Raw genomic sequence first — 25,604 nt, forward strand, 5'->3', positions numbered from 1 at the left:
GATGACGACTGCCGACTTCCCCGCTGTTTCCGTGCATGAGCCCACCGGACCCGCGTTGCCGCTGGTCTGTGATTCGCCGCATAGCGGCGAGCGCTATCCCGAGGATTTCGGGGCGGCGGCCACGCTGGCGCAATTGCGCCAGGGCGAGGACACGCACGTGGACGCGTTGTGGTCGGCGGCGCCCGCCGTGGGCGCCACCCTGGTTGCGGCGAATTTTCCGCGTGTCTACATCGATCCGAATCGCACGCTGCAGGATCTGGATCCCGAACTGCTGGCGGAGCCCTGGCCTGAACCGCTGGAACCCGGTGAAAAAACGCGTCTGGGCAAGGGCCTGATCTGGCGCAGGATGGACAAGTCCACGCCGATCTACGACCGCAAGCTGACGCTTGCGCAAGTGCGGCACCGGATCCATGCGTATTACGAGCCCTATCACGCGGCGCTGTCGCAGGCGATCCGGCAGGTGCAGCAACGGTTTGGCGCGGTGTGGCACCTGAACCTGCATTCGATGCCCAACGATGCGTACGAGCGGCTGGGCCGTCAAAGCGAGCACCCGCTGGCGGACTTCGTGCTGGGCGATCGCGATGGCACAACTTGCGAGCCGGAGTTCATCGCGCTGATCGAAACGGCGCTGCGCGACAAGGGCTATACCGTGGCCCGCAATGATCCCTACAAGGGCGTGCAGTTGATTGCGCAGATCGGCCAACCCGCCTTGAATCGGCACAGCCTGCAGGTGGAGATCCGCCGTCCGTTGTACATGGACGAGGCCACGCGCGAGCGCAATGCGGGATTCGACAGCCTGCGCGCCGATCTGGCGCAAGTGTTGGAGCAGGTGGCGGCATACGTTCGCGTTCGCGCGGCTGCGATTCCGTCGACAAAATAGAGTCGCCTGCATGACGTCGCGTATCGATTGCGCCGTCCGCGTCCAAGGCTTATGCGGTCGCTGACGGGCATCAACGGCCGCGTGCGCGCATTGCCTTAAGTTTTCCGGCGCCGGGCCGTTGTCGAACGTGTCGGGGCGCACGTGCTCGAACGCGCCCATAGGAAACCGGAATGCCTGAGAAGATCATCAATGGATTTTCTGTGGTCGCGTATGCGACACAGCCCGAGGGGCGCATCCCCCCGCGCGCGTTTCTCGAAACGAGGCGGGTGCCTGCGAAGGCCGGCGCCAAGCCGGCCGCCGCCGCTCAAGACGACGCCGACGACACAGCCGAAGACGTCGCGGATGAGCCCGAAAGCCTGGCATTCGAGATCTTCCTGAGCCGGCGGTTTCGCAGCACGATCGAAGCGATGTCGGCCGCGCGCAACGCGCTGGACCGAGTCAAGTCGGTAAGCGAAGACGGCGTGCCCGATCCGCTGCCCGATTAGCGCGCGCCGCAAAGAGCCGTCTTTCGCATGGGCCGCCGCGGCCCGCGCTTTCATATTGTTATCCCGACTTTGTATTTGTCGAACCCCTGAGCCCGGTTGATGATGCCGCATGGCAATCGTCGCCATTCACGGTCTGCTCATGAGGAAGGTTGATGAATACGAAAGTCCATACCGGCGCTGAAGCGGCGCGGGGAATCTCGCGTCGTGCCCTGTTGCGCGCGGCCGGCGCCGCGGGTTTGGCCGCGCCCCTGGGGATGCTGGGTTCGCGCGTGCTGGCGGCCAATGCCGCGCCGCGTACGTTCAAGATTGCGTGGAGCCAGACAGCGGTCTGCCAGTCTCCGGTGTCGGTGGCGCTGGAGCGCGGCTTCTTCGACAAATACAACCTCAAGGTCGAGCGCATCAATTTCAGCGGGTCCACCGACCAGCTGCTGGAAGCGATCGCAACCGGCCATGCCGACGGCGGCATCGGCATGGCGCTGCGCTGGCTCAAGCCGCTGGAGCAGGGCTTCGACGTGAAGCTGGCCGTGGGCACGCATGGCGGATGCATGCGCCTTCTGACGGCCGAGGATTCGCCCATCAAAAGCGTGAACGACCTGAAGGGCCGTCGCGTGGCCGTGTCCGACCAGGCCAGCCCCGTGAAGAACTTCTTCGCGATCCGCGTGGCGCAACTTGGCCTCGATCCCGATTCCGTGGATTGGCGCCAGTACCCGCAGGACCTTTTCGGCGAGGTGCTGAGAAAAGGCGAGGTGGACGCGATTGCGGGAGACGACCCGCTTATCTACACCCTGCGCGAGGACAACAAGCTGCGCGAGGTGGCCACCAATATCGAGGGCGACTACGAGAACCGCACGTGCTGCGTGCTGGGCCTGCGTGGCGACCTGGTCCGCAAGGATCCGGAATCCGCGGCGGCCATCACGCGCGCGGTGATCGACGCGCAGCGCTGGACGGCGTCCAACCCCGACGAGACCGCACGCATCTTTGCGCCGTACGTCCCTGGCAAGGTGCCCGCCGAGCGCGTGGCCGCAATCCTGCGCACCCATAGCCATGGCCATGCATCCACGGGTGCGGCGCTGCGCGAGGAGATCGTCGGTTACGCGAAGGACCTCAAGACGATCAAGGTCCTCAGCGCCGGCCTGGACATCAATAAATATGCACAGGCGGTGGTGCCCAATGTCCTCGGCTGACGCGTTGACCGCGCGCGCCGCAAGCGCGGGCCCGGCGGTCGCGCCGGGATGGCGCCTCTGGAAGACCGGCGTGATTGCCGCCGCCTTGTGGGCGGCAGTAGGCGGCATTACGCTGGCCTGGCCGAATGTAGAGGTGGGTTTCACCTCATGGGGCTACACGCGGGAGTTCGGCGTGGCGGCTTTGGCGCTGGCTGTCCTTCTGCTGCTGGCGGCGGTGTCCGGCGTCGGGAATCTGCGCGTTGTCCGTGCCCTGCATCGCGCGGGGCCGTGGCTGCTGGCGCTTGCGGTGGCCGTGGGGGCGTGGGAAATCGCGACGGCCAAGCTGGCGCTTCTGCCCAGCCCGTTCTTCGCGCCCCCGCAGTCGCTGATCGAAGTCTACGTGTCCGACTACAAGCGTCTGGCCGACAGCCTCGTGAATTCGTTGTGGTTGCTGGCGAACGGCTTTTTGCTGGGCGCGGCAGCAGGGTTTCTCACTGGGGTGGCGATTGGGTGGTCGCGGGGCCTGGGCTATTGGGTGCACCCGGTGCTGCGATTCCTCGGCCCCGTCCCTTCCACGGCGTTGCTGCCGATGGCGTTCTTCTTCTTTCCTTCCAGCTGGTCGGCGGCCGTATTCCTGATTGCGCTGGCGACGTGGTTTCCCGTCACGGTGCTGACGTGGTCGGGGGTGGCTGGCGTCAATCGCGCGTACTACGACGTGGCGCGCACCATGGGCGCGAATGAATGGTTCCTGGTGCTGCGCGTCGCCATTCCCGCGGCGCTGCCGCAGGTCTTCGTGGGGCTGTTCATGGGACTGGGCGCATCGTTCTCGGTGCTGGTGGCCGCGGAGATGATGGGCGTGAAGTCCGGGCTGGGCTGGTATCTGTCGTGGGCGCAGGGCTGGGCGTCGTACGCCAACATGTATGGCGCGCTGATCGTCATGGCGTTGGTGTTTTCCGGACTGATCACGTTGCTCTTCGCGGGACGTGACCGGTTGCTCGCGTGGCAGAAGGGAGTCGTGAAATGGTAGCCACGACGAGGAGCGATACGGCGGATGCGCGCGGCGCCGCACTGGCCGTGCGGGGTGTGAACCATCATTTCGATCTGGACGGCGCCGCCTTGCCCGTGCTCGACGGCATCGACCTGGACGTCAAACCGGGCGAATTCGTGGCCTTGCTGGGCCCCAGCGGCTGCGGCAAGTCGACATTGCTGCGGCTGGTGGCCGGGCTGGAACCGCCGGCCCACGGCGATCTGCTGGCCGATGGCGCGCCCATCGCCGGACCGTCGCCGTCGCGCATCGTGGTGTTCCAGGATCCGACGCTGTACCCGTGGCGCACGGTATGGAACAACGTGGCGCTGGGCCTGCAGGCGCGCGGGCTGTTGAAGACGCAACGCCAGCGCGTGGACGACGCCTTGCAGCGGGTAGGGCTGGCGGAATTCGGGCAAGCCTATCCACATCAGTTGTCGGGCGGCATGGCGCAACGCGCGGCGCTGGCGCGCGCGCTGGTGAACGACCCGCGCATCCTCATCCTGGATGAGCCCCTTGGCAAGCTGGATTCGCTGACGCGCATCGCGATGCAATCGGAATTGGTCGAGCTCTGGCAGCGTGCGGGGTTCACGGCCTTGCTGGTGACGCACGACGTGGAGGAAGCCTTGTTCATGGCGACGCGGATCGTGGTGCTGAGCGATCGGCCGGCACGGATCAAGGACGAGATCGTCAATGACCTGCCGTACCCGCGCCATCGCGGCGATCCGCGCCTGGCGGCGTTGCGGCATCGCGCATTGGCCTTGCTGGGGCTGGATGCGACGTGGTGAGCGCGCAAGGGCTTGCACTGGCCGCAGCCGCGGCGGGCGCGGCCATGATGGCGTGGTCAGTGGCGGCGCGACGGCTCGACGTTCACGAACGGGGCGAATTGCGCCTGCCCTGGCTGGCGGCGGGGACGTTGGCCGCGTCCGCCGTCGTGCTGGCCATGGGCTGGCGGGCTGCGCAGGGCGCACCGGGCCTGTTCGGCTCGCGTCTGGGACATCTGGCGCTGGCGCTGGCGGGCATCCTGCTGCTGGCCTGCGTGGGCGCGGCGTGGTTGCACAGCCGCAGGAACGATGTGCCGGCTGCGTCGCTGTCCGCGTGGCGTCGGGGCGTCGCCATCGCGATGGCCGCGCTGGCGCTGCTGGTGTGGGTGCTGGCAATGTCCGTCTGGCGGCAACCGGCCGAAACACTGGCACTGGTCGAATGGCCATTTGCATGGCGTTACGAACCGGACCTGCCTGTCAGCCCGCACACGTGGAATCGTCTATGGCTGGCCCTGGCGCAAAGCGCCGTCGCATTGGCCCTCTTCGTGTCCGTGCTGTTCGTCCGGCGCTGGCGTCTGCCGCTGCTGGCGGCGTCTGCGGCGCTGGCCGCGGCGACAAGCTGGCCGCACCCTCGCATGATGCTGACCGAGGCGCACGCCACGACGTATCAGCGGTCGCCGCTGGTCTTTTCCGACGCCAACGTGTTGCAGGGCGGACGGCTGTACCGGCAGCACTGCGCATCCTGTCATGGCTCCACGGCGGATGGGCGAGGCCCGCGTGCGGCCAGCCTGACCGTCTGGCCGAGCGTGCTGGGGCCGGCGCTGTTCGAGAACCGGCTGGAAGGCGAACTGTATTGGCGATTGACGCAGGACGGCCGGACGGGCGCCGCGGCTCAGTCGCACGAAATCCATGCCGGGTTGCGGCCGGACGAAGCGTGGCGGGTACTGGACTACCTGCGCCTGCTGGCCTATGGCGCGAGCGGCGGCGCAGGCATGCCGGCGGTTCCTGCGCCCGTTGTCGATCTGGCCTGCCGTGATGGCCGCGCGACCCGGCTCAACGGACTACGGGGGCTGCCGTTGCGGATCGTGGCGCATGTGCAAGGCGCGGCGGACGAACCGCAGGATCCGCGCCTGCTGACAGTGGCGCTGACCCGGGGCAGGGCTGACGACGTGAGCGCCGATTGCGTGGCGACGGATGCTACGGCGTGGGATGCCTTCGCCCTGGCGGCCGGTGTTTCACCGGACAGCCTGGCCGGCGCCCAGTTCATGGTGGACCGCAAGGGCTGGCTGCGTGCGAGGCGCTTGCCGGGAACCACACCGGCGTGGACCAGCGCGGACAACGTTTGCGGTCCGTCGGGCCGGATGGAAAACACCTCGGCCCGGGGTCTGGGCAACCTATTGCTGGCGATGGATCGTGCGCCCGTCGCCATGGCTGACCTGCGGCGCGACCGATGAGCGCGCCGCGAGTCCTTCGCACGTCTTTTCTCAAGCGAGGTCTGAAAGATGAGTACGTTGAACGAGTATCTGGACCAGAAGCGCGCAGCCGTATTGCTGCGCAACGGCCGCGATCCGAAGACCGTGGAACCCGTGAAACTGCGCGCGCAGGTCAGCGCCGAAGGGCGCAGCGGCGTGCGCCGGATCCGCATCCGGGATCATCAGGTGGTCAGCGACAGCCCGTCGGATTTTGCGGGCTACGACCTGGGGCCCAGCTCGCCTGAGCTGCTGTTGGGATCCCTGGGCAGCTGCCTGACGCACATCTTTTTGATCAAGGCGGCCGAGCTGGAACTGCCGTTGGAGTCACTGGAGGTGACGATCGAGGGCGACCTGGATCCGCGCGGCGGCAAGCCGGGTTATGAAAAGGTGCCGTTCTTTCCGCACAACATCCGGTACACGGCGCACATCGTGTCGCCGGCGGACGAAGAGGCCGTGCGCGAAGTGCACGAGGCCGTTGAACAGTGGTGCCCCATCCTGAATCTGCTCAAGCAGCCGCAGCCGCTGGAAGGCAGCGTGCGGCACACTCGGTCGGCGCCGCAGTAGCGGCAGCCGGAAGACGTCAGGTCAGCGTGCTGCGCATCAGGATGTCGGTAAGCGCCCGGGTGGGTTTGTTGGGCGCGGGGGCCGAGATGACGATGAATTCGACCTGGGGCAGGGCGGGCAGCGACGCCGCGCCCGCGGGCGCCGCCAGTCCGATCGTTGACAGGTGCGAAGGCTGCACGGTGATGCCCAGCCCGGCTCGCGCGGCGGCCTGGCAGCCGGCGTAGCTGGTGCTGGTGCAGACGATCTGCCAGCTGCGGCCGGCGCGCGCCAATGCATCCAGCGCCAGCGTGCGCGTGACGCTGGGCTCGCGCAGCAGGATCAGGGGCAGGGGCTCGTCGGAGGGCACGCGCAGGCCTTCCTTGGCCCGCCACAGCAGGTCCTCCTTGTGCAGGGTCTGGCCACGCCGGTCGCCGCGCCGGCGCTTGCCGATCATGACGTCCAGGCGGTTGTCGTCCAGCAGCTTGTAGAGTTCGCTGGTGACGCCGATGGTCAGGTCCAATTCCACTTCGGGATGCGCCAGCCGGAAGGCGGCTAGCACATCGGGCAGCGGACCCATCGCCAGGTCGTCCGACGTCCCCAACCGGATGCGGCCGCGCAAGCGCGGCGCATCGAACAGGCGTTCGGCTTTCTCATGGGCGGCAAGAATGATCTCGGCATGGACCAGCAGGCTGCGGCCGTCGCTGGTCAGCGCCAATGAATGCGTGTCCCGCTGGAACAGACGCCGGTTCACGGCCAGTTCGAGTTGCCGGATGTGTTCGCTGACGGTGGGCTGGGTCAGGCCCAGCCGGCGCGCGGCCTCGGTGAAACTGGGCGCGGCGGCGGCCGCAGCGAAGGTCTTGAGCCACAAGGGATTGAGCATGGCGGTGGGCGCTCATAGAAAATGCCGATGACAGTTAAAGTAATCAGTGGTCTTCACGATGGCAAGGGGCGCGCCTATAGTTTGCGCAACCTGTTGGATTTCCTATTGCCATGCGCCGCTTCCTGCCAGACCAGTTCACCCTCATCCTGATCGCCACCGTCGTTTTCGCCAGCTTTTTCCCGGCCGTGGGCAAGGGCGCGACGTTCATGATGGTGGCGAGCAATGTTGCCATTTCACTGTTGTTTTTCCTGCATGGCGCGCGCCTTTCCACGGACGCGATCGTGGCTGGCGTCAAGGACGTTCGGCTGCACGGGCTGATCCTGGCCTGCACGTTTCTCCTGTTCCCGGCGCTGGGCCTGGGGCTGCGCGCGCTTTTCCCCGGGCTGCTGACGCCCTCCTTGTGGCTGGGAGTGCTTTTCGTCTGCACACTGTCGTCCACCGTGCAATCGTCCATCGCGTTCACGTCCATGGCGCGCGGCAATGTGCCGGGCGCCATCTGCGCGGCGACCGCTTCGAATCTGTTGGGCACCGTCCTGACACCATTGTTGGTGGCGGTGTTGCTGCACCGCCAGGGCGGCGGACACGGCCTGGCCGACGCCGGCCGCATCCTGTTGCAGCTGCTTCTGCCCTTCGCGGTGGGCAGCCTGCTGCGGCCGTGGATTGGCGCCTGGGCGCAGCGCAACAGCCGCACGCTGTCCAAGGTCGATCGCAGTTCGATCCTGCTGGCGGTCTATACGGCGTTCAGCGAGGCCGTGGCGCAGGGCATCTGGCACGCCTTTCCGGCGATCGACCTGGCCACCATGGTGCTGGTCAACGCCTTGCTGCTGGGATCGGTGCTGCTGATCACGACCTGGGGCAGCCGCAGGCTGGGACTGTCCAAAGAGAACGAGATCACGCTGGTCTTCTGCGGATCGAAGAAATCGCTGGCGTCGGGCATTCCGCTTGCCACCGTGCTGTTCGGCACGTCGCAGATGGGTGTGGTGGTGTTGCCCCTGATGATCTTCCATCAGATGCAGCTGATGGTTTGCGCGGTGCTGGCGCGGCGCTACGCCGAGCGAGAGGAGCCCGCGCAGGCGGTGGCGGCAGGGGCGTAGGCGGCGAAGCGCGGACTGCGCCGCCTTGCGGAATCAGCTGGCGGCGTCCAGGGGACGGATCTTGCCCTCGGGCCGCCAGTACACGCTGCCGTCGCGCTCTTCGACGGCCAGGACGGTCAGGCGGCCGTTCTTACAGGGGCCGCCCACGCACAGCCCCGTATCCGGCTGGTACGTTGCCCCATGGCGGGCGCACATGATCAGGTCTCCAGCCCGCGTGAAGAAACTGCCTTCCCAGTCCAGTTCCACGCCGACGTGCGCGCAGCGGTTCAGGTAGCCGTGCACCCGGTCCTGGTAGCGCACGAAGAAGGCGGTGGTGCGGCCGGCGCTGTCGGACACGGGCACCTTCACGCCCAGGCCGCCGTTGACCAGATCGGTGGCGGCGCAGACGCGGACTTCGGGGAGGGAAGGGGAATCCTGCATGGGTGGGGCCTGGAAATCGAAGGGTGCGATGTTCGGACAGGGGGCGAGGCTTGTCAATCCGCCGGCGCCGCACGGGCGCTTTCCTGCTGGCGGGCCCACATGCCGGCGTAGATTCCGCCCTGGGCCAGCAATTGGGGATGGCGGCCGCGCTCGACGATGCGGCCATCGGAAAGCACGATGATCTCGTCCGCGTCGGCCACGGTGGAAAGCCGGTGGGCGATGATCAGCGTACTACGGCCCTGGCTGACCTCGCGCAGATTGGCCTGGATTTCGCGTTCGGTATGGGTGTCCAGCGCGCTGGTGGCCTCGTCGAACAGGAAAATCGCGGGATTCTTGAGGATGGTGCGGGCAATCGCCACGCGTTGCTTTTCGCCGCCCGACAGCTTCAGGCCGCGTTCGCCCACCATGGTCTCGTAGCCGTCCGGCATGGTCTGGATCAGGTCGTGGATATGCGCAAGCCTGGCGGCGGCTTCGATTTCCGCATCGGTGGCGCCCGGGCGGCCATAGCCGATGTTGTAGCGGATGGTGTCGTTGAACAGCACCGTGTCTTGCGGCACGACGCCAATTGCCGCGCGTACGCTGGCCTGCGTGACGTCGCGGACATCCTGGCCGTCGATCAGGATGGCGCCGCTGTCGGTGTCGTAGAAGCGGAACAGCAGCCGCGCAATCGTGGACTTGCCGGCGCCCGACGTGCCGACGACGGCGACCGTCTTGCCGGCCGGGATGGAAAAGCTGACCCCTTTCAGGATGGGCCGGCGCGCGTCATAGCCGAAGTGCACGTCGCGGAATTCGACTTCGCCGCCCGAGACATGCAGCGGCGCCGCGCCCGGACGGTCGGCGACCTCGCGGTCCTGGCCCAGCAGCTCGAACATGCGCTCCATGTCGATCAGCGCCTGCTTGATTTCGCGATAGATGAAGCCGAAGAAGCTGAGCGGGGTATAGAGCTGCAGCAGGTAGGTGTTGACCAGCACGAAGTCGCCCAGCGTGTAGCGGCCGTCGGCGATGCCGTTGGCGGCCATCCACATCACCAGCGTCAGGCCGACCGAGATGATGGCGGCCTGGCCGATATTGAGGATCGACAGGCTGACCTGACTGCGCACGGCCGCGCGCTCGTAACGCGTCAGCGACGCGTCGTAGCGCCGCGCCTCGTGTTCTTCGTTGCCGAAATATTTGACGGTCTCGTAGTTCAACAGGCTTTCGATGGCCTTGGTGTTGGCCTCGGAGTCGGTTTCGTTCATCTGGCGCCGGAACTTGGCGCGCCATTCGGTGACGACGAGGGTGTACGCCATGTAGAGCGTGACGGTGGCGCCGGTGGCCAGCGCCAGCCAGCCGTCGAACATCTTCCACAGCACGATGCAGACCAGGCCGATCTCGAAGAAGGTCGGCAGGATGTTGAACAGCAGGAAGGACAGCAGCGTCTGGATGCCCTTGGTGCCGCGTTCGATGGCTCGGTTCAGGCCGCCCGTCTGCCGCGCCAGGTGGAACCGAAGCGCCAGACCGTGCAGGTGGCGAAAGATCTGCATGCCGACTGCGCGGATCGCGTGCTGGCCGACGCGCGCGAAGATGGCGTCGCGCAGTTCGGAGAACAGCAGCGACAGCACGCGGGCGGTGCCGTAGGCCAGGATCAGCCCGAGGGGCACCGTGACGGCGCCGGGCGCGCCCTTGCCCAGTTCGTCGATGGCCTGCTTGTACAGCAGCGGCACATAGACCGTGGCCGCCTTGGCGGCGAACAGGCAGAGCAGCGCGGCCACGACCCGTACCTTCAGTCCGGTTTTGCCGGGTGGCCACAGATAGGGAAACAGGGTTCGAAGCGTGGAAAAACCGCCGCCCTTGCCGGGCCGCGCTTCAGGAGAATTCATGGTCGGATGCTTTGGTTGAGGCCGGGCTCCGCCAGGGGAGGTAAGCCATTTGAACGGCATTATGGCGCACCGGCGGTATATTCGAGGGATAACCCCTGGAACGGACCGGACTCCTCCGGGGGGATCAAGGCGGTAATGCGGCACGGGCGCAGCGCGTCGGGCCCGTTTCTTTTTTCTCTTCCAACCGGGGGTTCCGTCCGGCTGCACCCCTGGTTGCGCGACCTGGCGCGTATTCGCCGCGCAAGTGTCGTGTTGCATGCTACGGAGGGTCTTATGGCGAAGGTACCCGCAATAAAATTGAACGACGGAAGCAGGATTCCGCAGTTGGGCCTGGGTGTCTGGCAGGTGCCGGATGATCAGGCGGCCTCCAGCGTGAAGGAAGCGCTGGCGGCAGGTTACCGGTCGGTGGACACCGCGGCCATTTATGGCAACGAAGAGGGCGTTGGCGCGGGATTGCGGTCGGCGGGCGTGGCGCGCAAGGACCTGTTCATCACGACCAAACTGTGGAACGACAAGCACGGCTACGACGATGCGCACAAGGCGATGGACGAAAGCCTGCAGAAGTTGGGCCTGGCCTACGTGGATCTCTACCTGATCCATTGGCCCGTCGCCGGCAGCGAGAAATTCCTGGATGCCTGGCGCGCCATGGTCGAAATGAAGGAAGACGGCCGCGCGCGTTCGATTGGCGTGTCCAACTTCACGCAGGCCAACCTTGAGCGCCTGATCGACGAGTCGGGCGTGACGCCGGCCGTCAACCAGATCGAGCTGCACCCTGGGTTTACTCAAACCGGTCTGCGGGCCTTTCACGCCAGGCACGGCATCGTGACGGAATCCTGGAGCCCGCTGGCGCAGGGCAACATCACCAAGGAAAAGGTCATCCTGGACCTGGCGGAAAAACACGGCAAATCGCCTGCCCAGGTCACGCTGCGCTGGCACCTGCAGAATGACCTGGTCGTGATCCCGAAATCCGTCACCCCGGCGCGCATCCGCGAGAACATCGACGTGTTCGATTTCGAGCTGTCCGCCGAGGACATGGCCGCCATCGACGGCATCAAGGAAGGCCCGCGACTGGGGCCGGATCCCGAGAAGTTTGCGTAACGCTCCGGCCGGCTGCCGCGGCGCGCGGGCCGCGGCGGGCAAGAGGCCTATTGCTTGAGCGGAAAGGCCCAGTAGCGGACGATGACCGCGAGCAGGATGCACAGCGCGGTCCAGGACGCCCAATGCCAGGCGCCGGTGCCCAACAACGCCGCGAGCAGGCCGAAAATGCTCAGGGCGCCCAGCAGGATGGGCACGCCCCAGACGAACAGAAAGCCCCGTCCGCCTTTGCTTTTGGCGTTGCTCATGCGGGCGTCCTTTGCGGCGCGGCGGCGGCCTGGTGCTTGCGGATGAGCTCGTTGATGCGCGCCTCGGTGGCGCGGCGACGCGCCAGCCAAAGATAGAGTCCGCTGACCAGGACCACGATGGTCACCAGGTCCAGCAGGGCCCAGATGATCTTCAGCGGCAGGCCGCCGTAATCGCCGAAATGCAGCGGGCGTGACACCTCGAGCGCCGTCAGGTACCAGGGCATCCTGGCCACGGTCGTGAGGTCGCCCGTCCGGCCGTCGATCAGCACGGGGGTGTTCAGCTTGGAGGTCAGGGGCGAATCGCCGCGCATCCAGGCGATGAAGTGCTGCGGGCTGCCGAAGGCATTGCCGGGGAAGGAAATGAATGACACCTCGTTGCCGGGCATGGCCTTCCTGGCGGTGTCCGCGGCAAGCTGCGCCGACGCCAGCTGGGTGGGAACGGGCTGGCCCTTGTACGGTTCCAGGACGCGAGGCAGTTCGGTGGACTGCCACAGCCGGAACAACGGCGTGGACAGTTCATTGATGACGCCGGTAAGGCCCACCACCAATGCCCAGACCAGCGTCACGATGCCCAGCAGGTTGTGCAGGTCCAGCCATTTCAGGCGGGTCGACCGCGAGGCGCGCACGGTGCCGAACTCCAGTTTTTTCATGAACGGGCCGTAAAGCACGACGCCGGACACGATGGCCACGCAGAACAAGAGGCCCATGAAACCCAGGAAAAGCTCGCCGGTCAGGCCCGCAAACAGGTCCACGTGCAGGGCCAGCATGATGCCCATGAACGAAAACTTGTCTTCGGTGTAGAGCGGGCCGTCCAGCAGCACGTCGCCGGTGCGGGCATCCATGCGGATCGCGTGGCCGGATGCCTGTCCGTCGCCGGGCTTTTTCGCCATGCCCACGAAGACCTGGGGCTCGTCGGGGTCGAAGAAGAGATAGTCGACGACTTCGCCGGGGTACATCGCCCGGGCGCTGTCGACGAGCTTGTCCAGGTTGGCGGGCTGGGTGTTCGCCGGCACGTTGGACAGGGGCTTGGCGTCGTCCAGCCAGTGCTCGATCTCGTGGTGGAACACGAGCGGCAGGCCGGTCAGACAGATGATGAGCAGGAAAATCGTACAGACCAGGCTTGTCCACTTATGGACCAGATACCAGGTTTTGATGGTGGTGGCGGCTGTCATGGCGACGGCGAGGAGCCGCGTGCGCGGCCCCCTTCAAGGATCGATCTGGGAAAGAGGCAACAGTATCACGAACAAGAGCCATTCTCGTAACGCTTTTTGACCCTTCCGACAACGAGGCCACACTGGGGGACGGAGCAAAGCAGGTTAAAAAGAAGGGTCGGTTTTTTCCCGTGGCAGTCGCGAATCATGGAGCAGCGTTTTCTCAAAGTCCCCCGCAATCAGTCCGGCCGCGATTACGCGGTGGGGGACGTGCACGGACATTTTTCCCGCCTGCAGCAGGCGCTGGACGAGTTGGGGTTCGATCCTGGCCGCGACCGGCTGTTTTCGGTGGGCGACCTTGTCGACCGCGGCCCCGAGAGCGAGGCCGCGCTGGACTGGCTGGCCCGGCCCTGGTTCCACGCCGTCCAGGGCAACCACGAGGACTATGCGATCCGCCATGTGCGCACGGGGCAGGTGGACGTCATGAACTGGCGCGGGTACGGGGGCGGATGGTTCCTGGATCTGCCGCCCGAGCGGCAGGAGGTTTTCGCCGAAGCATTCACCAAACTTCCGATCGCGATCGAAGTTGAAACGTCTGCTGGCGCGGTGGGGCTGCTGCACGCCGATTGCCCCGTGCTGTTCTGGCCGCGGCTGGAGTCCGCTTTGCAGGACCGCTACAAGCGCACCAGCGCCGCCTGCCAATGGTCGCGTGACCGCCTGCGGCAGATGGACCGCACCGGCATCCTGGGCGTGCGGGCAGTCGTGGCTGGCCACACCCCGGTTCCGTCGCCGCTGGCGCTGGGCAACGTCTACCACATCGATACCGAAGGCTGGAACGAGGGGTACTTCACCTTCCTGGACCTGGAGTCCTTGCAGGCGTGGCCGCGGGAAGTCGTGACCGAAGCGACGGCTACCGCCTGACGGACCGACATCCAGCAAAAAAACGGGCGCCTCAAGCGCCCGTTTTTGCGTACAGCCCCGCGGCTATTACAGCGGTCGGGCCGTCACCGTGCCCGGGCCGTTGACGGCGCTGGCGCTCGCGCCGTCCGGGTTCGGGTCGGGCGCCGGCTGTGCGCCCGCGGGGGGCGCATTGTCCGCGCGCGGCACGGGGATGGGCATCAGCGGCGGCTGGATGGGGCTGTCCTGCGGCGTCACCGATCCGCCCGGCGGCAGCGGTTTCACCGACGTGTCGACGCCATCGGTCGACCGGTTGTTGTTCAGGAAGTCGGTCAGCGCATCGCCCGAAGACAGGTCCAGCGAGGCCACTGCCTGGCCCGGCGGGAATTCGGAGAAGTAGTAATCGCCGTTGTCGACGAGCAAGCCGTCGGGGCGCGGCGCGGGCTTGGATTCGGGCACGCCCTTCAGGACCGGCTGCATGTAGTCCAGCCAGGTGCTCAGCGCCAGACCGCTGCCGAATTCATTGGTGCCCAGCGACTTCGGCTGGTCGAAGCCCATCCAGACGGTGGTGGCCAGCGTGGACGTGAAGCCCGAGAACCAGACGTCCACGGCGTCGTTCGTCGTGCCGGTCTTGCCGCCGATGTCGTTGCGCTTGAGCACCTGGTGGGCGCGCGCGGCCGTGCCGTTGGTGGTGACGTCGCGCAGGATGTCGTCCATGACCCAGGCGGTGCGCGGGTCGATCGCGCGGGCCTGGGCGTCGCCGGCCACGACGGGCTGCGCCTGCATCAGGACCTTGCCGGAGCGGTCAGTGACATGGTCGATCAGGTAGGGCGTGACGCGATACCCGCCATTGGCGAAGACGCTGTAGCCATTGGCCACCTGCAGCGGCGTGGCACCGCCGGCGCCCAGCGCGAGCGGCAGCACGGCCGGCCAGCGGGATTTGTCGAAGCCGAAACGGGTGAGGTAGTCCTGTGCGTACTGCGGCGAGATGGCCTGCAGAATGCGGATCGACACCATGTTCTTCGAGCGCATCAGGCCCTGGCGCAGCGTCAGCATGGGCTCGTATTTGTTGCCGTCGTTCTTGGGCTGCCACGCCTTGGAGCCCGTTTGCTCCGCCGTCAGCATGAACGGCTGGTCGGAAATCTGCGTGGCGGGCGTCAGGCCGCGTTCGAGCGCCGCCGCATAGACGAAGGGCTTGATGTTGGAGCCGGGCTGGCGCCAGGCTTGCGTGACGCGGTTGAAGGTGCCGCGGTTGTAATCGAAGCCGCCGATCATGGCGCGGATGGCGCCGTCCTGCGGAACCAGGGACACCAGCGCGGCCTGCAGCGCGGGCATGTTGATGATTTCCCAGTTGTCGCCGGTCTTGTGGATGTAGACCACCGAGCCGCGGCGGATGCGCTGGCCCTCGGCTGCCTTGGGATTCAGGGCGCGGGCGACCACCGCCAGCGCCTTCTTGTCCGAAATCGTGATGATGTCGCGGGCGCTGCGCGCCACGGTGACTTCGGTGGGGCTGGCGGCCAGCACGACGGCGGCAAGGAGGTCTTCGCTGTCGGGCGTCTTCTCCTGCACGCCGTCCAGGATCTCGTCGAGCGCCTGCGGGTCTTTTTCGACGCCGTCGGGCAGGTCGACCTGGTCTTCCGGCCCGGGATAGACGGCGCGGCGCGTGTAATCCATGACGCCGTCGCGCACGGCGCGGTAGGCGGCGTCCTGCGCCTTGGAGTCGATCGTCGTGTAGACGTCGATGCCCTTGGAATAGGTGTCTTCCTGAAACACGCCGTACATCAGCTGGCGCGCCAGTTCGGCGGGGTAGTCGCCGTGCACTGCGAAGCCGCGCGCGCTGGTGCCGTCCGCGCCGCGGATCGTGAGGCGCTGCTTCAGGGCCTCGTCGGCCTGTTCCGGCGTCAGGTAGCCCAGCGTCTTCATGCGGCCCAGCACATAGTGCTGGCGGATTTCAGCGCGCGGAAAGTTCGTGATGGGGTTGAAGCGCGACGGCGCCTTGGGAATGCCCGCCAGCATGGCGGCTTCGGCCGGGGTGACTTCAGACAGCGGTTTGCCGAAATACGTGCGCGAGGCGGCCGCGAAACCATAGGCGCGATGGCCCAGGTAGATCTGGTTCATGTAGAGCTCGAGGATCTGGTCCTTGCTGAGCTCGGATTCGATCTTGAACGTGAGCAGCAGCTCGTAGAACTTGCGCGAATAGGTCTTTTCCGAAGACAGATAGAAATTGCGCGCCACCTGCATCGTGATGGTGCTGCCGCCCTGCGTCTTGGAACCCTTGACGATGTTGGTCAGCACCGCCCGCGCCACTCCCATCCAGTCGACGCCGCCGTGGCTGTAGAAGCGGTCGTCCTCGGCCGCCAGCACGGCCTGGCGCATGACGGGAGGAATCTCGTCAAAGCGCAGCACGTTGCGGTGTTCTTCGCCATATTCGCCGATCAGCACTTTGTCGGCGGTGTAGATGCGCAGCGGCACGCGCGGCCGGTAGTCGGTCATCGCGTGGAGGTCGGGCAGGCTGGGCCACGCCAGGGCCAGCGCAAGGCCGAGCAGGATGGCGCCGCACACGGCTGCGCCGGCCGCGGCGATGCCCGCTTTGACCAGGAGACGTTTCCAGGGGAGGCCCGATTTGCCGCCCGGGGTGGCGGAAGATTGCTGGGGGGTGCTCATTGCAGGCGATTCTAGGGCAGATCGTTATAGACCGCCCAATGCGCAATAAGGTTTCAGTAACCAAATCTGCGGGTGGGCAGTGTCGGGCGAGGTGCCGATGAAATAAGGGGACGGGCTAGAGAGGGCGCAGAGGCAACGTCGGTGCGCCCTTACGCAGAGCGCGCGCCCGATGCGCGCCCTGCACTGTATTGCGCGCCGTCACAAACGGCAAGGGCCGTTGCAGTAAACGGTCCGATTTTCAGCTTGCGTTCAGCGGCAGTGCCGAATCAGGGACGCCTTGCAGATAGCGTTGGGGCGGCGCGCCCAAGGCGCGGTGGAACATGGCCGAAAAGGCGCTGACGCTGCGGTATCCCAGATCGGACGCAATCCGCGCCACCGGCACGCCCATCGACAGCCTGCACACCGCATCGGCCAGGCGCACCTGCTGCACCCACTGCCGGTAATTGAGCCCAAGTTCAGACTGAAACAGGCGGATCAGCGTGCGGGCGCTGGCGCCGACCTCGCTGCCCCAGTCTTCGATGCTGCGTTGCAGGCCCGGCCGGTCCAGGATCGCGGTGCAGATGGCCTGCAGCCGGCGGTCCCGCGGCCAGGGTATCTGGATCGGCACGACGCGAGCGGCGGCCAGTTCGGCAAGAATCAGCGCGGCGATCTGCTCGACCCGGCCGCCCAGCGGGTAGTCGATGGGTTCGGCGGTCAGGGCCAGGATCAGCTCACGCAGCAGGCCGCTGACTTCGATCACCTGACATTGCGGCCAGTACCCCTTGGCCGCGTCGGCCTGAATGTAGAGCGAACGCATGGATACGGTCCCCACCATATCCACGCCGTGCGGCACGCCGGCCGGAACCCAGAGCGCGCGCAGCGGCGGCAGGGCCCAGAAGCCGCTGGGCGTGGTGACGCGCATTACGCCTTCGACCGCATAGATGAGCTGGGCGCGCGGATGCGAGTGCACGCCGGTGCGGGCGCCGGCGGAAAATTCCTTGGCCATCGCGGTAACGACGCGGGGCAGGTGCTGGTAGTCCTGCGCGTCGATGCTGCGGGCGGGGTCGTGCGTGGCGGCAGGGCGGACGGGCATGCGTGTCACTTCCGACGAAAGGATGAGAGGGGCAAGTCAAAGCGCAATCACCGCATTTTGTCACTTGGCCGACGAAAAGTGGCAGATCCCGCCAGCCGGGAATTTCTACACTGGCTGCTGGTTCCGGCGTCCGGCCGGCTGGCTGACCCTTTCTTTTGCGTGCCACCCATGAATTCCGCCCAGAATCCCGCCGCCGGCTTGCCCGCTGGCGCTGCCGCCCCTGCCGCCTCAGCCGCCGCCTCGGATCCGTCCACCGCCTTCAAGGTGCTGGGCGCGATCAGCGTGGCGCACCTGATGAACGACATGATCCAGTCGATCCTGCTCGCCATCTATCCCATGCTGAAAGACTCGTTCAGCCTGACGTTCACGCAGATCGGCCTGATCACGCTGGTGTATCAGCTGGCGGCGTCGCTCTTGCAGCCGTTCATCGGCTTGTACACCGATCGCCATCCCAAGCCTTATTCGCTGCCGGTGGGGATGGGCTTCACGCTGGTGGGCCTGGTGATGCTGTCGATGGCGCCTTCCTTCGGCTGGCTGCTGGTGGCGGCGGTGCTGGTGGGCACGGGGTCGTCGGTGTTCCACCCCGAATCGTCGCGCGTGGCCCGCATGGCCTCGGGCGGGCGGCACGGGCTGGCGCAGTCGTTGTTCCAGGTGGGCGGCAACGTCGGCTCGGCGTTGGGGCCGCTGCTGGCCGCGCTTTTCATCATTCCGCACGGGCAGGGCAGCGTTGCGTGGTTTTCGCTGGCCGCCCTGTTCGGCATCGGGGTGCTGATGTGGATCGGGCGCTGGTACAGCGCCAACCGCGTCCTGCTCAAGCCCCGCGCGCGCCGCGAAGGCGCGGGCAACGGGCTGTCGCGCAACAAGGTGCTGGGCGCCTTGGGTGTGCTGGGAGTGCTGGTGTTCTCCAAGTACTTCTACCTGGCCAGCCTGAACAGCTACTTCACGTTTTACCTGATCGACAAGTTTGCGCTGTCGGTGCGCGAGGCCCAGCTCTTCCTGTTCCTGTTCCTGGCGGCGGTGGCGGTGGGCACGGTGGCAGGCGGGCCGATCGGCGACCGCATCGGCCGCAAGATCGTGATCTGGGTGTCCATCCTGGGCGTGGCGCCGTTCACGCTGCTGCTGCCGCACGCCGACCTGTTCTGGACGGGCGTGCTGGCCGTCATCATCGGCGTGATCCTGGCGTCGGCGTTCTCGGCCATCGTGGTCTATGCGCAGGAACTGGTGCCGGGCAAGGTAGGCATGATCGCCGGCCTGTTCTTCGGCTTCGCCTTCGGCATGGGCGGCCTGGGCGCGGCAATGCTGGGCAGGCTGGCCGACGCCACGAGCATCGGCTACGTCTATCAGGTGTGCGCCTATCTGCCGTTGCTGGGCGTGGTGGCCATCCTGCTGCCTCGGGTGGAAAAGGCAAAGGCCTGAACCGCTATCCCGCGCGCACGGCCCGCAGGTGCGCCTGGCGGTGGTCGATGCCGTCGATGTTTCCCGCGTCGCCGTGATGGATGACGGCGATGCGGGCGGTCCGCAGTTGCGCCAGCTGCTCTGCGCTGACCGCGAAGGCCTTGGCCACGCGCTGGTCGCTTAGCGGCCGGATCGGCTTGCGGCGGTCCTTGCCGCCGAACCGGCGGTGGTTGTAGACGGCCCACGCCACCAGCGCCGTCGCGTTGACCGCCGCCAGCACCAGGTAGCCCCACAGCGTCTGCACGGTGGGCAGGAACACGGGCAGCAGCGGCGCGTCGGGACCGCCCGCGGCCCCGCGCAGAATCGCCAGGATGCCGGCGCCGAAAAGATAGACGAAAGCGAACCAGCCGATGGCGGTCAGCGCAAGGTCGAACAGGTAGCCCGCGCGCGAGCGTTGCGTAGTGATGATCATGATGCGTCCGGAGATTTGATGCCACGGTCGGGGCTGGTCCAGCGCGCGCGCTCGGCCTGCTTGCGCAGCATGACTTTGGGGAAACTGACCAGCGTGGTGAACAGGCTCACCATCCAGTAGGCCAGCGGATACCAGATCACCCAGTACAGGGCGCGGGCCAGGCCGGGCTCATACCGCCGGTCGATCAGGATGCTGATGACGAATTGCAGCAGGCACACGACCGCCAGCATCATGCCGGTGAACGCCGGCGGCATCAGGCTGGCGATCTGCATATTGTTGGGCAGGGTCACGACCTGGCTGACAAGCCAGAGCAGCACGGAAATGCCGAACGCGAATGCCCAGGCGGTGGACAGGCAGAATTCCGCCATCAAGGGCCACAGGCGGCGGTGCCGCCAATTCCAGATGGACCGCAGGTTCTTCAGGAATACCTCCGCGCCGCCCTGGGCCCAACGCAGCCGCTGCTTCCACAGGCCGCGCAGGGTCTCGGGCATCAGGATCCAGCACAGCCCGCGAGGTTCGTAGAAGATGGACCAGTGGTCGCGCTGCAGCTTCCAGCTGATGTCGATGTCCTCGGTGATCATGTCCAGGCTCCAGTAGCCCACGCGGTCCAGCGCGGCGCGCCGGAAGGCCGCGACGACGCCCGACACCGTGAAGACCTGGCCATAGACGCGCTGCGTGCGCTTGATGAGCCCGATGATCGACGAGAACTCGCCCACCTGAATGCGTCCGATCAGCGTGGACCGCGTGCGGATGCGCGGATTGCCGGTGACGGCGCCCACGCGCGGATTGTCGATCAGCGGCGCCACCAGGTAGGCCGCGGCGTCGGGATCCAGCATCGCATCGCCGTCGATGCACACCAGGTATTCGCTGCGCGCGGCCAGCGCGCCCATGCGCAGCGCCATGGCCTTGCCCTGGTTGCGGGCCAGGTGAACCACGCGCAGCTTCGGGTGCTCGGCGGCCATGCGGTCCAGCAGCGCGCCCGTGCCGTCGCTCGATCCGTCGTTGATGGCGATGACCTCGATGTGCGGATAGTTCTGGCCCAGCGCGGCCAGCAGGGTTTCCTCGCCGTTGTCCGCCTCGTTGAAGCAGGGCACCAGGATGGACACCAGCGGCGAGCCGGCCAGTTCGGGCGGGGTGCGGTCGGCGCCCCAGCGCCAGTGGCGTTCCCAATGCCACCAGAAATAGATGCCGCCCGCCATCCACATGCCGGACATGAACAGGGGGTAGAAGAACACGAAGCCCAGCAGCGCTTCGCCGGTCAGCATCAAGGTAAAGCCGAACGGCGCGCCGAGCACCGCGCAGAGAATCAGCAGGGCAATCAGTCGATCAGTCATTGGAGGGGATACCACGCTTCGGAGATGGCGGGCCGGATGCCTTGCAACCGGGGCTGGTCTTGCGAGAAATCGTCCGGGTAGTAGCCGAAGCTGCGGGCGCCGCGCAGTTGCAGGCGCCGCATCCAGCCGGCCAGCACGTCGGTGTCCACGGGAGTGGCTTCGGGCCGGCCGGGGCCGGTGCGCCAATCGCGGCTTTGCAGTTCGAACACGGTCCTGGTCAACGCGCCGGGGCGACGGGCGACGGCGTCGACCATCTCGTCCAGCCACGCGTTCTCCTTGCCGGGCGGCACGTTTTCCATCAACGGCATGGCCATCGGCGCGGTCCAGTCGTAGGCCGCCAGGAAGTCGTCCAGGTTCTGGGCGAACCAGGTTTCGCTGTTGGGGTTCAGGATGGGTTGGGCGTAGATGTTCCGTGCCGTCTTGATCTGCGGCCCGCGCACGTCCCGCACGCGTTCCGCCAAGGTGGCGGTGAAGTCCACCAGATAGCGGCTCTTGTAGCGGGTCCAGCGCTGCATGGTGTCCGGGTCGGCCCGCAGCGCTGCGATGCTGCCCGGCAGCCCCGCGCGCCGGTAGGCGGCCAGCGCGCCGGCGCCGGCGTCCTCGAAGTCCGACAGCAGGGCGTCGTCGTGGAACAGGATGCCGTCGAAGATGGCGTAGCGCGCCAGGTCTTCGTACAGATCGCCGATGCGCGAGCGCACGGTCGCGTCGAACGGCGACAGGCGGCGGTACTGTTCGGGGTCGGGCGCCGCCAGCCCGGTCTTCGGATCCCAGCGCATGACACGCGGCAGCGATGGGTCCAGGTCGAACGCCAGCACGGGCATCCAGGCATAGACCATCACGTTGGCGCGGTTGTGCAACTGCCAGGCCGCGCGGTTGAAGAGATCTGCGCGCATGGGCAGCCAGCGGTTGGGGAAGTACAGCGACTTCACCAGGCCGTCGCCTTCGGGGTCGGAATAGGCCTGCAGGAACACGGTGTTGATCTGCATGTCCAGGATGCGCTGCACCAGCACGCCGAGGTTCCGGTCGGTCTGCTCGGGATCCGGGTCGTAGACGTAGTCCAGGTCGATATGCGCCACGCGCATGAACGGCTCGGCCTCCATGCCCACCACGCTGTTGGCGAAGGATTTGAGCGAAGGATCGCTGGCCAGCAGCATGCGCGGCGTGGACATCAGCCGGCCCAGCCTGCCGGGGCCGTCTTCCAGCGTGAGCGCAAGCTGATAGCCGTTTTCGGCGGTGATGCGCAACGTGGAGCCCCCTTCCGCACCATAGGGCCAGACCCAGGCACGGGGTGATTTGCCCGTCGCGGCGCGAATCTTCTCCGTGATGGCGGCGACGTCGCGGCCCATGCGATCGTTGAATTGGGCTTCCGTTTCGTACTGGCGCGTGCGCGCGTCATAGGCGCGGATGGCGGCGGCCGGTTCGGTATTGCCCTGCGGGTTCGCCAGCGCACCGTAGTGGGATGCATCGGTGTGCGCCGCGATCTCGACCAGGCCGGATCGGGAGATCTCGCGGATGTCGTCCCAGTTCAGGAATCGGCCGCGCGCTTCGGGGCTGCCGCCGAAATCCACGGGCCGGTCGGCCGGCGTGTCCATCCAGGCTCCCACCGGGGCCAGCAGCGCGGGCCAGCCATAGGCTTTCAGGATGGGCAGCACCCGGGTGAGAAAGCTGCGATAGCCATCGTCGAAGGACAGCAGCACGGCGCGGTCGGGCAGCGGCTTGCCGCCTTGGCGGGCGGCCAGGATCTGATCCACGGACACGGCCTGGTAGCCGTTGGCGCGCAGCCATGCCAGTTGTTCGACCAGCCGGTCGGTGCGGACGCTGAGAAAGCCCTGGTCGGGGTCATCGTCTTCGACGTCGTGATAGGCCAGCGCCAGGAATTGCCCTTGTACCCACGGCAGTTCGGCGGCGGCGACGGGGCGCTCGGCCGGCGGCGTGTAGGCGGGGATGTCCTTGGCGCAGGCGGTCAGCAGCAGGATCAGCAGGAGAAGCAGGCCGGACAGGGCCAGACGGATAGGGAGTTTGAGCATCATGTCGGTCGCAGAAGCCGGGTTAGAAGCGATAGGCAAGGTCGAACACGATGCGCAGTTCGCGTTCGCGCGTGCCGTCGTAGGGGCGGCTGGTGCCGGTAACCATCGCGCCCATGTCCAGGACGTCGTTGGCGCGGTAGCGCTGGCCGTAGCCCAGCGCGATGACGCCGCCCGTGCCGTAGCCTTGCTGGCTGTACGCGCCGGCGCCCAGCGTGCCGATCTGTTCCCAGGCAGTTTCGTAGCGGCGGTGTAGCGTGTGCGTGACGCGCACGGCGGGCAGGGCCATGAAGTCGGCGCTGGGATTGAAGTAGGGCGCGTTGTCCCGGGTATTGCGCTGCGTCGACAGTCCCAGTTCCAGATCCGCTTTCAGGTGGGGGGCGGTGTAGATTCGTTCCCGGCCGCTCAGGCCCAGCTCCCATCGGCTGTTGCCGTCGCTGAAGTGGGAAGGCGCCGCCGACAGCGTCCATTCGCGCCGTTCATTGGCGCGCCAGCGCACATAGACGGACATGCCGTTGGACGAGATGTCGTTGGTCAACGCGCGCAGCGGTGTTTCGCGCGACATGATCTCGCCGGATCCGCCTATCTGCCAGTGGTCGTCCAGGTCGTAGGCGGCCGACAGCCGCACGCCCGGCTTCACGCCGTGGCCGTAGTCATTGGTCGAGACTTCGCCTTCCACCGTCAGGTCGCGGCCGCGCCACTGCACGCCGGTGCGCAGCCAGCGGTAGTTGCCACGGCCTTCTTCGAAGTCCCCGGCCGCGTAGCCGCCGCCGCCAAAGACGCGCCAGTTGTAGTCGATGGGGGGCGAGTACAGGACCGCGTCGATGCCGAAGTCGCCGTTGCCGACGACCGGGCTGTCCGAAGCAAGCCCGCGGTAGCCGCTGATCAGCAGTTCCGCCTTCTGGTGGACCTCCCATTCGCGCGCCAGCCGGCGGCTGGTCAGGTTTTCGGGCGCGCGGACCATCGTGTCGGCGGAAAGCGCTTCGGCCTGCCGCCATTCCTGCAGGTCCAGCGCGGTGAACCCCTGGCCGTTTTCCACGGCCAGGCTGCGCGGCGCCAGCGTTTCCGCCATCTTCAGCTCGATTTCGGATGCGCGGGGCTGCGAGCGGGCGCGGTAGACGGTGGCCAGGTCCGCGCGCAGCCCGGAATTGTTTGGCGCCTTGCCGGCCATGTCTTCCAGCCGCTGCTGCGCGGTGACGGTGTCGTCGGCTTGCAGGCGGGCGGCGGCCAGCGTCTGGCTGCTTTCCAGGTTCAGGTCGTTGGGCATGCGCGTGGCCTGGCCCTTGTAGTACAGCCAGGGTGCGTAGCCGGATCTGACGGCGTCCAGCACCTCGCCCGTCGCTTCGTGCTGCTCGCCCTCGGCCAGCGCGTAGTAGAGGCCGGTTTCGGTGGCCAGGCGTTGTTCGGCGTCGTCCATGCGCAGCGCATCGGCGGCCGCGACCTGCCGGTAGATGTCGCGGGCGCGTTCGGGCTGGCGCACGTACAGGTAGGCGGAGGCCACGTCGTTCAACGCGTAGCGGGGCACCGGGACGCCTTCGGCCAGCAAGGCTTCGTACTCCTGGGTCAGTTCCTTCATGCGCACGCGGGCGTGCAGCACGTGCAGGCGGTCGATACGCGCCCGCCGCACGTCGCTTTGGGCCTCGTCGCCAGCCTGGCGCCAGGCGGCGATCGCAGCGTCGTAGCCCGCCAGCGTCCGGTCCGCGATGGCGAAGCGCTCGGCCTCGCCGCGGGTTGGCATGGCCGCCAGCCGCGCCTGCTGGGCCAGCGCATCGGCCTCCAAAGTGCGCATCTGGCCGGCGCTGAACAGTTCCGGATGCCGGCGCGCCCGGTCGAGCGCCACGTCGGCCATTCGGGCGCCGCGCAGCGCAAAGATGTATTCGCGCAGCACATAAGGGGTCGCCGGCGCAACGGCGAGCGCCCGGTCAGCCTGGTGCAGCGCTTCGAAAGGCATGTTCTGACGGGCGTACACGTAGCTCAGCGCGAGCCTGGCGTCGGCGTCGCCGGGCTGCCGCAAAACCCGACGCTCGCCGGCGGCCTGCGCGGCGGCAAATTGGCCGGAATCGGCCAGGGTCATGATCTCGCCGGCTGAGAAGGCGCCTTGATCGGGGTAAACGCGCATGCCGGTCCGATAGGCGTCCAACGCCTGCGGCCAGCGCTGTGTGTCCCGGTACGCGCGGGCGACAGTCAGTTGGACGTCCGCGGGCAGGACTGTGCGCGGGGGCAGGGATTCATAGGCCGCCAGGGCTTCGGCAGGTTTGCCCGCCCATCCGGCGATGACGATGTGGTCCTGCACCGCCCGCTTGTTCGCGGCCGGGCCCTGTTCGCGCAGCATGTCCAGGGCCGGTTCATAGTCACCGGCCCGGGCGCGCTCGATCAGCGCGTCGTAGTTGGCCGCCGGGCCGGCCAAGGCCAGCGCCGGGACCAGCATCGCGCTGGCCGCCATCAGGTTCAGTCTCGATCCGGCGGGGCAGGGCCGCCGGCTTCCGTGGTTTGGCATCTGTATTACTTCCGCAGTTGCGACTCGGGGCGCCCATGGCCCGCCGACCGGCACGGCCGGCGGCTGCCGCGGGACGCGCAGGGGCGCTCGCAGCGTGGGAATGGACGTTTGATTGGTTCTGCGCGGCGCCCGCTACGGGGACCTTCGCACTCGCGCTGTCGGGAGTGCATG

22 protein-coding genes are annotated in these 25,604 nt (G+C 67.0%); 11 read left to right on the top strand and 11 right to left on the bottom strand.

Annotated elements, in window-relative coordinates:
* Window position 1: 1 nt before the first annotated feature.
* From RT614_RS00805 to RT614_RS00835, 7 genes are all read left to right on the top strand, one after another.
* On the top strand, window positions 2–880 hold the full coding sequence (locus RT614_RS00805) for an N-formylglutamate amidohydrolase (RefSeq protein WP_313619608.1): 879 nt from the start codon (window positions 2–4) through the stop codon (window positions 878–880).
* 170 nt (window positions 881–1,050) lie between these two features.
* Window positions 1,051–1,365, top strand: coding sequence for a hypothetical protein (locus tag RT614_RS00810; protein ID WP_313619610.1), 315 nt, complete (start codon window positions 1,051–1,053; stop codon window positions 1,363–1,365).
* Window positions 1,366–1,517: 152 nt separating this feature from the next.
* Window positions 1,518–2,549: an ABC transporter substrate-binding protein gene (locus RT614_RS00815; protein ID WP_313619611.1), complete on the top strand. Its 1,032-nt coding sequence runs from the start codon at window positions 1,518–1,520 to the stop codon at window positions 2,547–2,549.
* The gene (locus RT614_RS00820) at window positions 2,536–3,555 is read left to right on the top strand and encodes an ABC transporter permease subunit (RefSeq protein ID WP_313619613.1); all 1,020 of its coding nucleotides are present in this window, start codon (window positions 2,536–2,538) and stop codon (window positions 3,553–3,555) included. The genes RT614_RS00815 and RT614_RS00820 overlap by 14 nt, the downstream gene beginning before the upstream one ends.
* Window positions 3,549–4,340 carry an ABC transporter ATP-binding protein gene (locus RT614_RS00825; protein WP_313619614.1) on the top strand — a complete coding sequence of 264 codons (792 nt, stop codon included), beginning with the start codon at window positions 3,549–3,551 and terminating at the stop codon, window positions 4,338–4,340. Before RT614_RS00820 ends, RT614_RS00825 begins: the two co-directional genes overlap by 7 nt.
* Complete coding sequence (locus tag RT614_RS00830) at window positions 4,334–5,770, top strand: cytochrome c (RefSeq protein WP_313619616.1); 1,437 nt, start codon at window positions 4,334–4,336, stop codon at window positions 5,768–5,770. The genes RT614_RS00825 and RT614_RS00830 overlap by 7 nt, the downstream gene beginning before the upstream one ends.
* 48 nt (window positions 5,771–5,818) lie before the next feature.
* Window positions 5,819–6,352 (top strand): OsmC family protein, encoded by a 534-nt coding sequence (locus RT614_RS00835; protein WP_313619617.1) that lies wholly within the window; start codon window positions 5,819–5,821, stop codon window positions 6,350–6,352.
* Between the two features lie 16 nt (window positions 6,353–6,368).
* Here the strand turns inward: RT614_RS00835 and RT614_RS00840 are convergent, their stop codons facing one another.
* Window positions 6,369–7,211, bottom strand: a complete 843-nt coding sequence (locus RT614_RS00840) for a LysR family transcriptional regulator (protein WP_313619618.1) — start codon at window positions 7,209–7,211, stop codon at window positions 6,369–6,371.
* A gap of 110 nt (window positions 7,212–7,321) precedes the next feature.
* Between RT614_RS00840 and RT614_RS00845 the strand changes: the two genes are divergently transcribed.
* Complete coding sequence (locus tag RT614_RS00845) at window positions 7,322–8,305, top strand: bile acid:sodium symporter family protein (RefSeq protein WP_313619619.1); 984 nt, start codon at window positions 7,322–7,324, stop codon at window positions 8,303–8,305.
* A gap of 33 nt (window positions 8,306–8,338) precedes the next feature.
* On the opposite strand, the gene RT614_RS00850 is transcribed toward RT614_RS00845, so the two are convergent.
* Both RT614_RS00850 and RT614_RS00855 read right to left on the bottom strand, forming a co-directional pair.
* Window positions 8,339–8,725 (bottom strand): Rieske (2Fe-2S) protein, encoded by a 387-nt coding sequence (locus RT614_RS00850; RefSeq protein ID WP_313619620.1) that lies wholly within the window; start codon window positions 8,723–8,725, stop codon window positions 8,339–8,341.
* 53 nt (window positions 8,726–8,778) lie between these two features.
* Complete coding sequence (locus tag RT614_RS00855) at window positions 8,779–10,584, bottom strand: ABC transporter ATP-binding protein/permease (protein ID WP_313619622.1); 1,806 nt, start codon at window positions 10,582–10,584, stop codon at window positions 8,779–8,781.
* A gap of 273 nt (window positions 10,585–10,857) precedes the next feature.
* Between RT614_RS00855 and RT614_RS00860 the strand changes: the two genes are divergently transcribed.
* A complete protein-coding gene (locus RT614_RS00860; RefSeq protein ID WP_313619624.1) occupies window positions 10,858–11,682 on the top strand; it encodes an aldo/keto reductase in 825 nt (274 codons plus the stop codon).
* 47 nt (window positions 11,683–11,729) lie between these two features.
* Here RT614_RS00860 and RT614_RS00865 read toward each other — a convergent pair whose 3' ends face one another.
* Window positions 11,730–11,927 carry a hypothetical protein gene (locus tag RT614_RS00865; RefSeq protein WP_313619625.1) on the bottom strand — a complete coding sequence of 66 codons (198 nt, stop codon included), beginning with the start codon at window positions 11,925–11,927 and terminating at the stop codon, window positions 11,730–11,732.
* On the bottom strand, window positions 11,924–13,099 hold the full coding sequence (locus RT614_RS00870) for a PepSY-associated TM helix domain-containing protein (RefSeq protein WP_313619627.1): 1,176 nt from the start codon (window positions 13,097–13,099) through the stop codon (window positions 11,924–11,926). The genes RT614_RS00865 and RT614_RS00870 overlap by 4 nt, the downstream gene beginning before the upstream one ends.
* A 186-nt stretch (window positions 13,100–13,285) precedes the next feature.
* Here RT614_RS00870 and RT614_RS00875 point away from each other — a divergent pair, with 186 nt between their 5' ends.
* Window positions 13,286–13,999: a metallophosphoesterase gene (locus RT614_RS00875; RefSeq protein WP_313619628.1), complete on the top strand. Its 714-nt coding sequence runs from the start codon at window positions 13,286–13,288 to the stop codon at window positions 13,997–13,999.
* Between the two features lie 66 nt (window positions 14,000–14,065).
* Here the strand turns inward: RT614_RS00875 and RT614_RS00880 are convergent, their stop codons facing one another.
* Window positions 14,066–16,639: a PBP1A family penicillin-binding protein gene (locus RT614_RS00880; protein ID WP_313619629.1), complete on the bottom strand. Its 2,574-nt coding sequence runs from the start codon at window positions 16,637–16,639 to the stop codon at window positions 14,066–14,068.
* 238 nt (window positions 16,640–16,877) lie between these two features.
* Window positions 16,878–17,711, bottom strand: coding sequence for a helix-turn-helix transcriptional regulator (locus RT614_RS00885; RefSeq protein WP_313619630.1), 834 nt, complete (start codon window positions 17,709–17,711; stop codon window positions 16,878–16,880).
* Window positions 17,712–17,879: 168 nt separating this feature from the next.
* Here RT614_RS00885 and RT614_RS00890 point away from each other — a divergent pair, with 168 nt between their 5' ends.
* Complete coding sequence (locus RT614_RS00890; protein WP_313619632.1) at window positions 17,880–19,127, top strand: MFS transporter; 1,248 nt, start codon at window positions 17,880–17,882, stop codon at window positions 19,125–19,127.
* Between the two features lie 4 nt (window positions 19,128–19,131).
* Here the strand turns inward: RT614_RS00890 and pgaD are convergent, their stop codons facing one another.
* Genes pgaD through pgaA form a run of 4 tightly spaced genes read right to left on the bottom strand, consistent with a single transcriptional unit; the run spans window position 19,132 to window position 25,379 of the window.
* A complete protein-coding gene (gene pgaD / locus RT614_RS00895) occupies window positions 19,132–19,578 on the bottom strand; it encodes a poly-beta-1,6-N-acetyl-D-glucosamine biosynthesis protein PgaD (RefSeq protein WP_313619633.1) in 447 nt (148 codons plus the stop codon).
* Window positions 19,575–20,912, bottom strand: a complete 1,338-nt coding sequence (gene pgaC, locus RT614_RS00900) for a poly-beta-1,6-N-acetyl-D-glucosamine synthase (protein WP_313619634.1) — start codon at window positions 20,910–20,912, stop codon at window positions 19,575–19,577. Before pgaC ends, pgaD begins: the two co-directional genes overlap by 4 nt.
* Entirely contained in the window at window positions 20,909–22,942 is a 2,034-nt protein-coding gene (gene pgaB, locus RT614_RS00905) for a poly-beta-1,6-N-acetyl-D-glucosamine N-deacetylase PgaB (protein WP_313619636.1), read from the bottom strand. Before pgaB ends, pgaC begins: the two co-directional genes overlap by 4 nt.
* A gap of 19 nt (window positions 22,943–22,961) precedes the next feature.
* Entirely contained in the window at window positions 22,962–25,379 is a 2,418-nt protein-coding gene (pgaA, locus tag RT614_RS00910) for a poly-beta-1,6 N-acetyl-D-glucosamine export porin PgaA (RefSeq protein WP_313619638.1), read from the bottom strand.
* Between the last annotated feature and the right edge of the window lie 225 nt (window positions 25,380–25,604).

Origin of the sequence: Achromobacter sp. (assembly GCF_032102605.1) — a bacterium.
In the GTDB taxonomy this organism is placed as follows: domain Bacteria; phylum Pseudomonadota; class Gammaproteobacteria; order Burkholderiales; family Burkholderiaceae_B; genus Achromobacter.

Excerpts from the sequence above, each read along its gene's own strand:
- RT614_RS00870 (WP_313619627.1), bottom strand. The coding sequence starts at position 13,099 with ATGACAGCCGCCACCACCATCAAAACCTGGTATCTGGTCCATAAGTGG.
- RT614_RS00865 (WP_313619625.1), bottom strand. The coding sequence starts at position 11,927 with ATGAGCAACGCCAAAAGCAAAGGCGGACGGGGCTTTCTGTTCGTCTGG.
- RT614_RS00820 (WP_313619613.1), top strand. The coding sequence starts at position 2,536 with ATGTCCTCGGCTGACGCGTTGACCGCGCGCGCCGCAAGCGCGGGCCCG.
- RT614_RS00890 (WP_313619632.1), top strand. The coding sequence starts at position 17,880 with ATGAATTCCGCCCAGAATCCCGCCGCCGGCTTGCCCGCTGGCGCTGCC.
- RT614_RS00875 (WP_313619628.1), top strand. The coding sequence starts at position 13,286 with ATGGAGCAGCGTTTTCTCAAAGTCCCCCGCAATCAGTCCGGCCGCGAT.
- RT614_RS00855 (WP_313619622.1), bottom strand. The coding sequence starts at position 10,584 with ATGAATTCTCCTGAAGCGCGGCCCGGCAAGGGCGGCGGTTTTTCCACG.
- pgaD (WP_313619633.1), bottom strand. The coding sequence starts at position 19,578 with ATGATCATCACTACGCAACGCTCGCGCGCGGGCTACCTGTTCGACCTT.
- RT614_RS00885 (WP_313619630.1), bottom strand. The coding sequence starts at position 17,711 with ATGCCCGTCCGCCCTGCCGCCACGCACGACCCCGCCCGCAGCATCGAC.
- RT614_RS00840 (WP_313619618.1), bottom strand. The coding sequence starts at position 7,211 with ATGCTCAATCCCTTGTGGCTCAAGACCTTCGCTGCGGCCGCCGCCGCG.
- RT614_RS00880 (WP_313619629.1), bottom strand. The coding sequence starts at position 16,639 with ATGAGCACCCCCCAGCAATCTTCCGCCACCCCGGGCGGCAAATCGGGC.
- RT614_RS00815 (WP_313619611.1), top strand. The coding sequence starts at position 1,518 with ATGAATACGAAAGTCCATACCGGCGCTGAAGCGGCGCGGGGAATCTCG.
- RT614_RS00835 (WP_313619617.1), top strand. The coding sequence starts at position 5,819 with ATGAGTACGTTGAACGAGTATCTGGACCAGAAGCGCGCAGCCGTATTG.
- RT614_RS00860 (WP_313619624.1), top strand. The coding sequence starts at position 10,858 with ATGGCGAAGGTACCCGCAATAAAATTGAACGACGGAAGCAGGATTCCG.
- pgaC (WP_313619634.1), bottom strand. The coding sequence starts at position 20,912 with ATGACTGATCGACTGATTGCCCTGCTGATTCTCTGCGCGGTGCTCGGC.
- RT614_RS00825 (WP_313619614.1), top strand. The coding sequence starts at position 3,549 with ATGGTAGCCACGACGAGGAGCGATACGGCGGATGCGCGCGGCGCCGCA.
- RT614_RS00845 (WP_313619619.1), top strand. The coding sequence starts at position 7,322 with ATGCGCCGCTTCCTGCCAGACCAGTTCACCCTCATCCTGATCGCCACC.
- RT614_RS00810 (WP_313619610.1), top strand. The coding sequence starts at position 1,051 with ATGCCTGAGAAGATCATCAATGGATTTTCTGTGGTCGCGTATGCGACA.
- pgaA (WP_313619638.1), bottom strand. The coding sequence starts at position 25,379 with ATGGCGGCCAGCGCGATGCTGGTCCCGGCGCTGGCCTTGGCCGGCCCG.
- RT614_RS00850 (WP_313619620.1), bottom strand. The coding sequence starts at position 8,725 with ATGCAGGATTCCCCTTCCCTCCCCGAAGTCCGCGTCTGCGCCGCCACC.
- RT614_RS00805 (WP_313619608.1), top strand. The coding sequence starts at position 2 with ATGACGACTGCCGACTTCCCCGCTGTTTCCGTGCATGAGCCCACCGGA.
- pgaB (WP_313619636.1), bottom strand. The coding sequence starts at position 22,942 with ATGATGCTCAAACTCCCTATCCGTCTGGCCCTGTCCGGCCTGCTTCTC.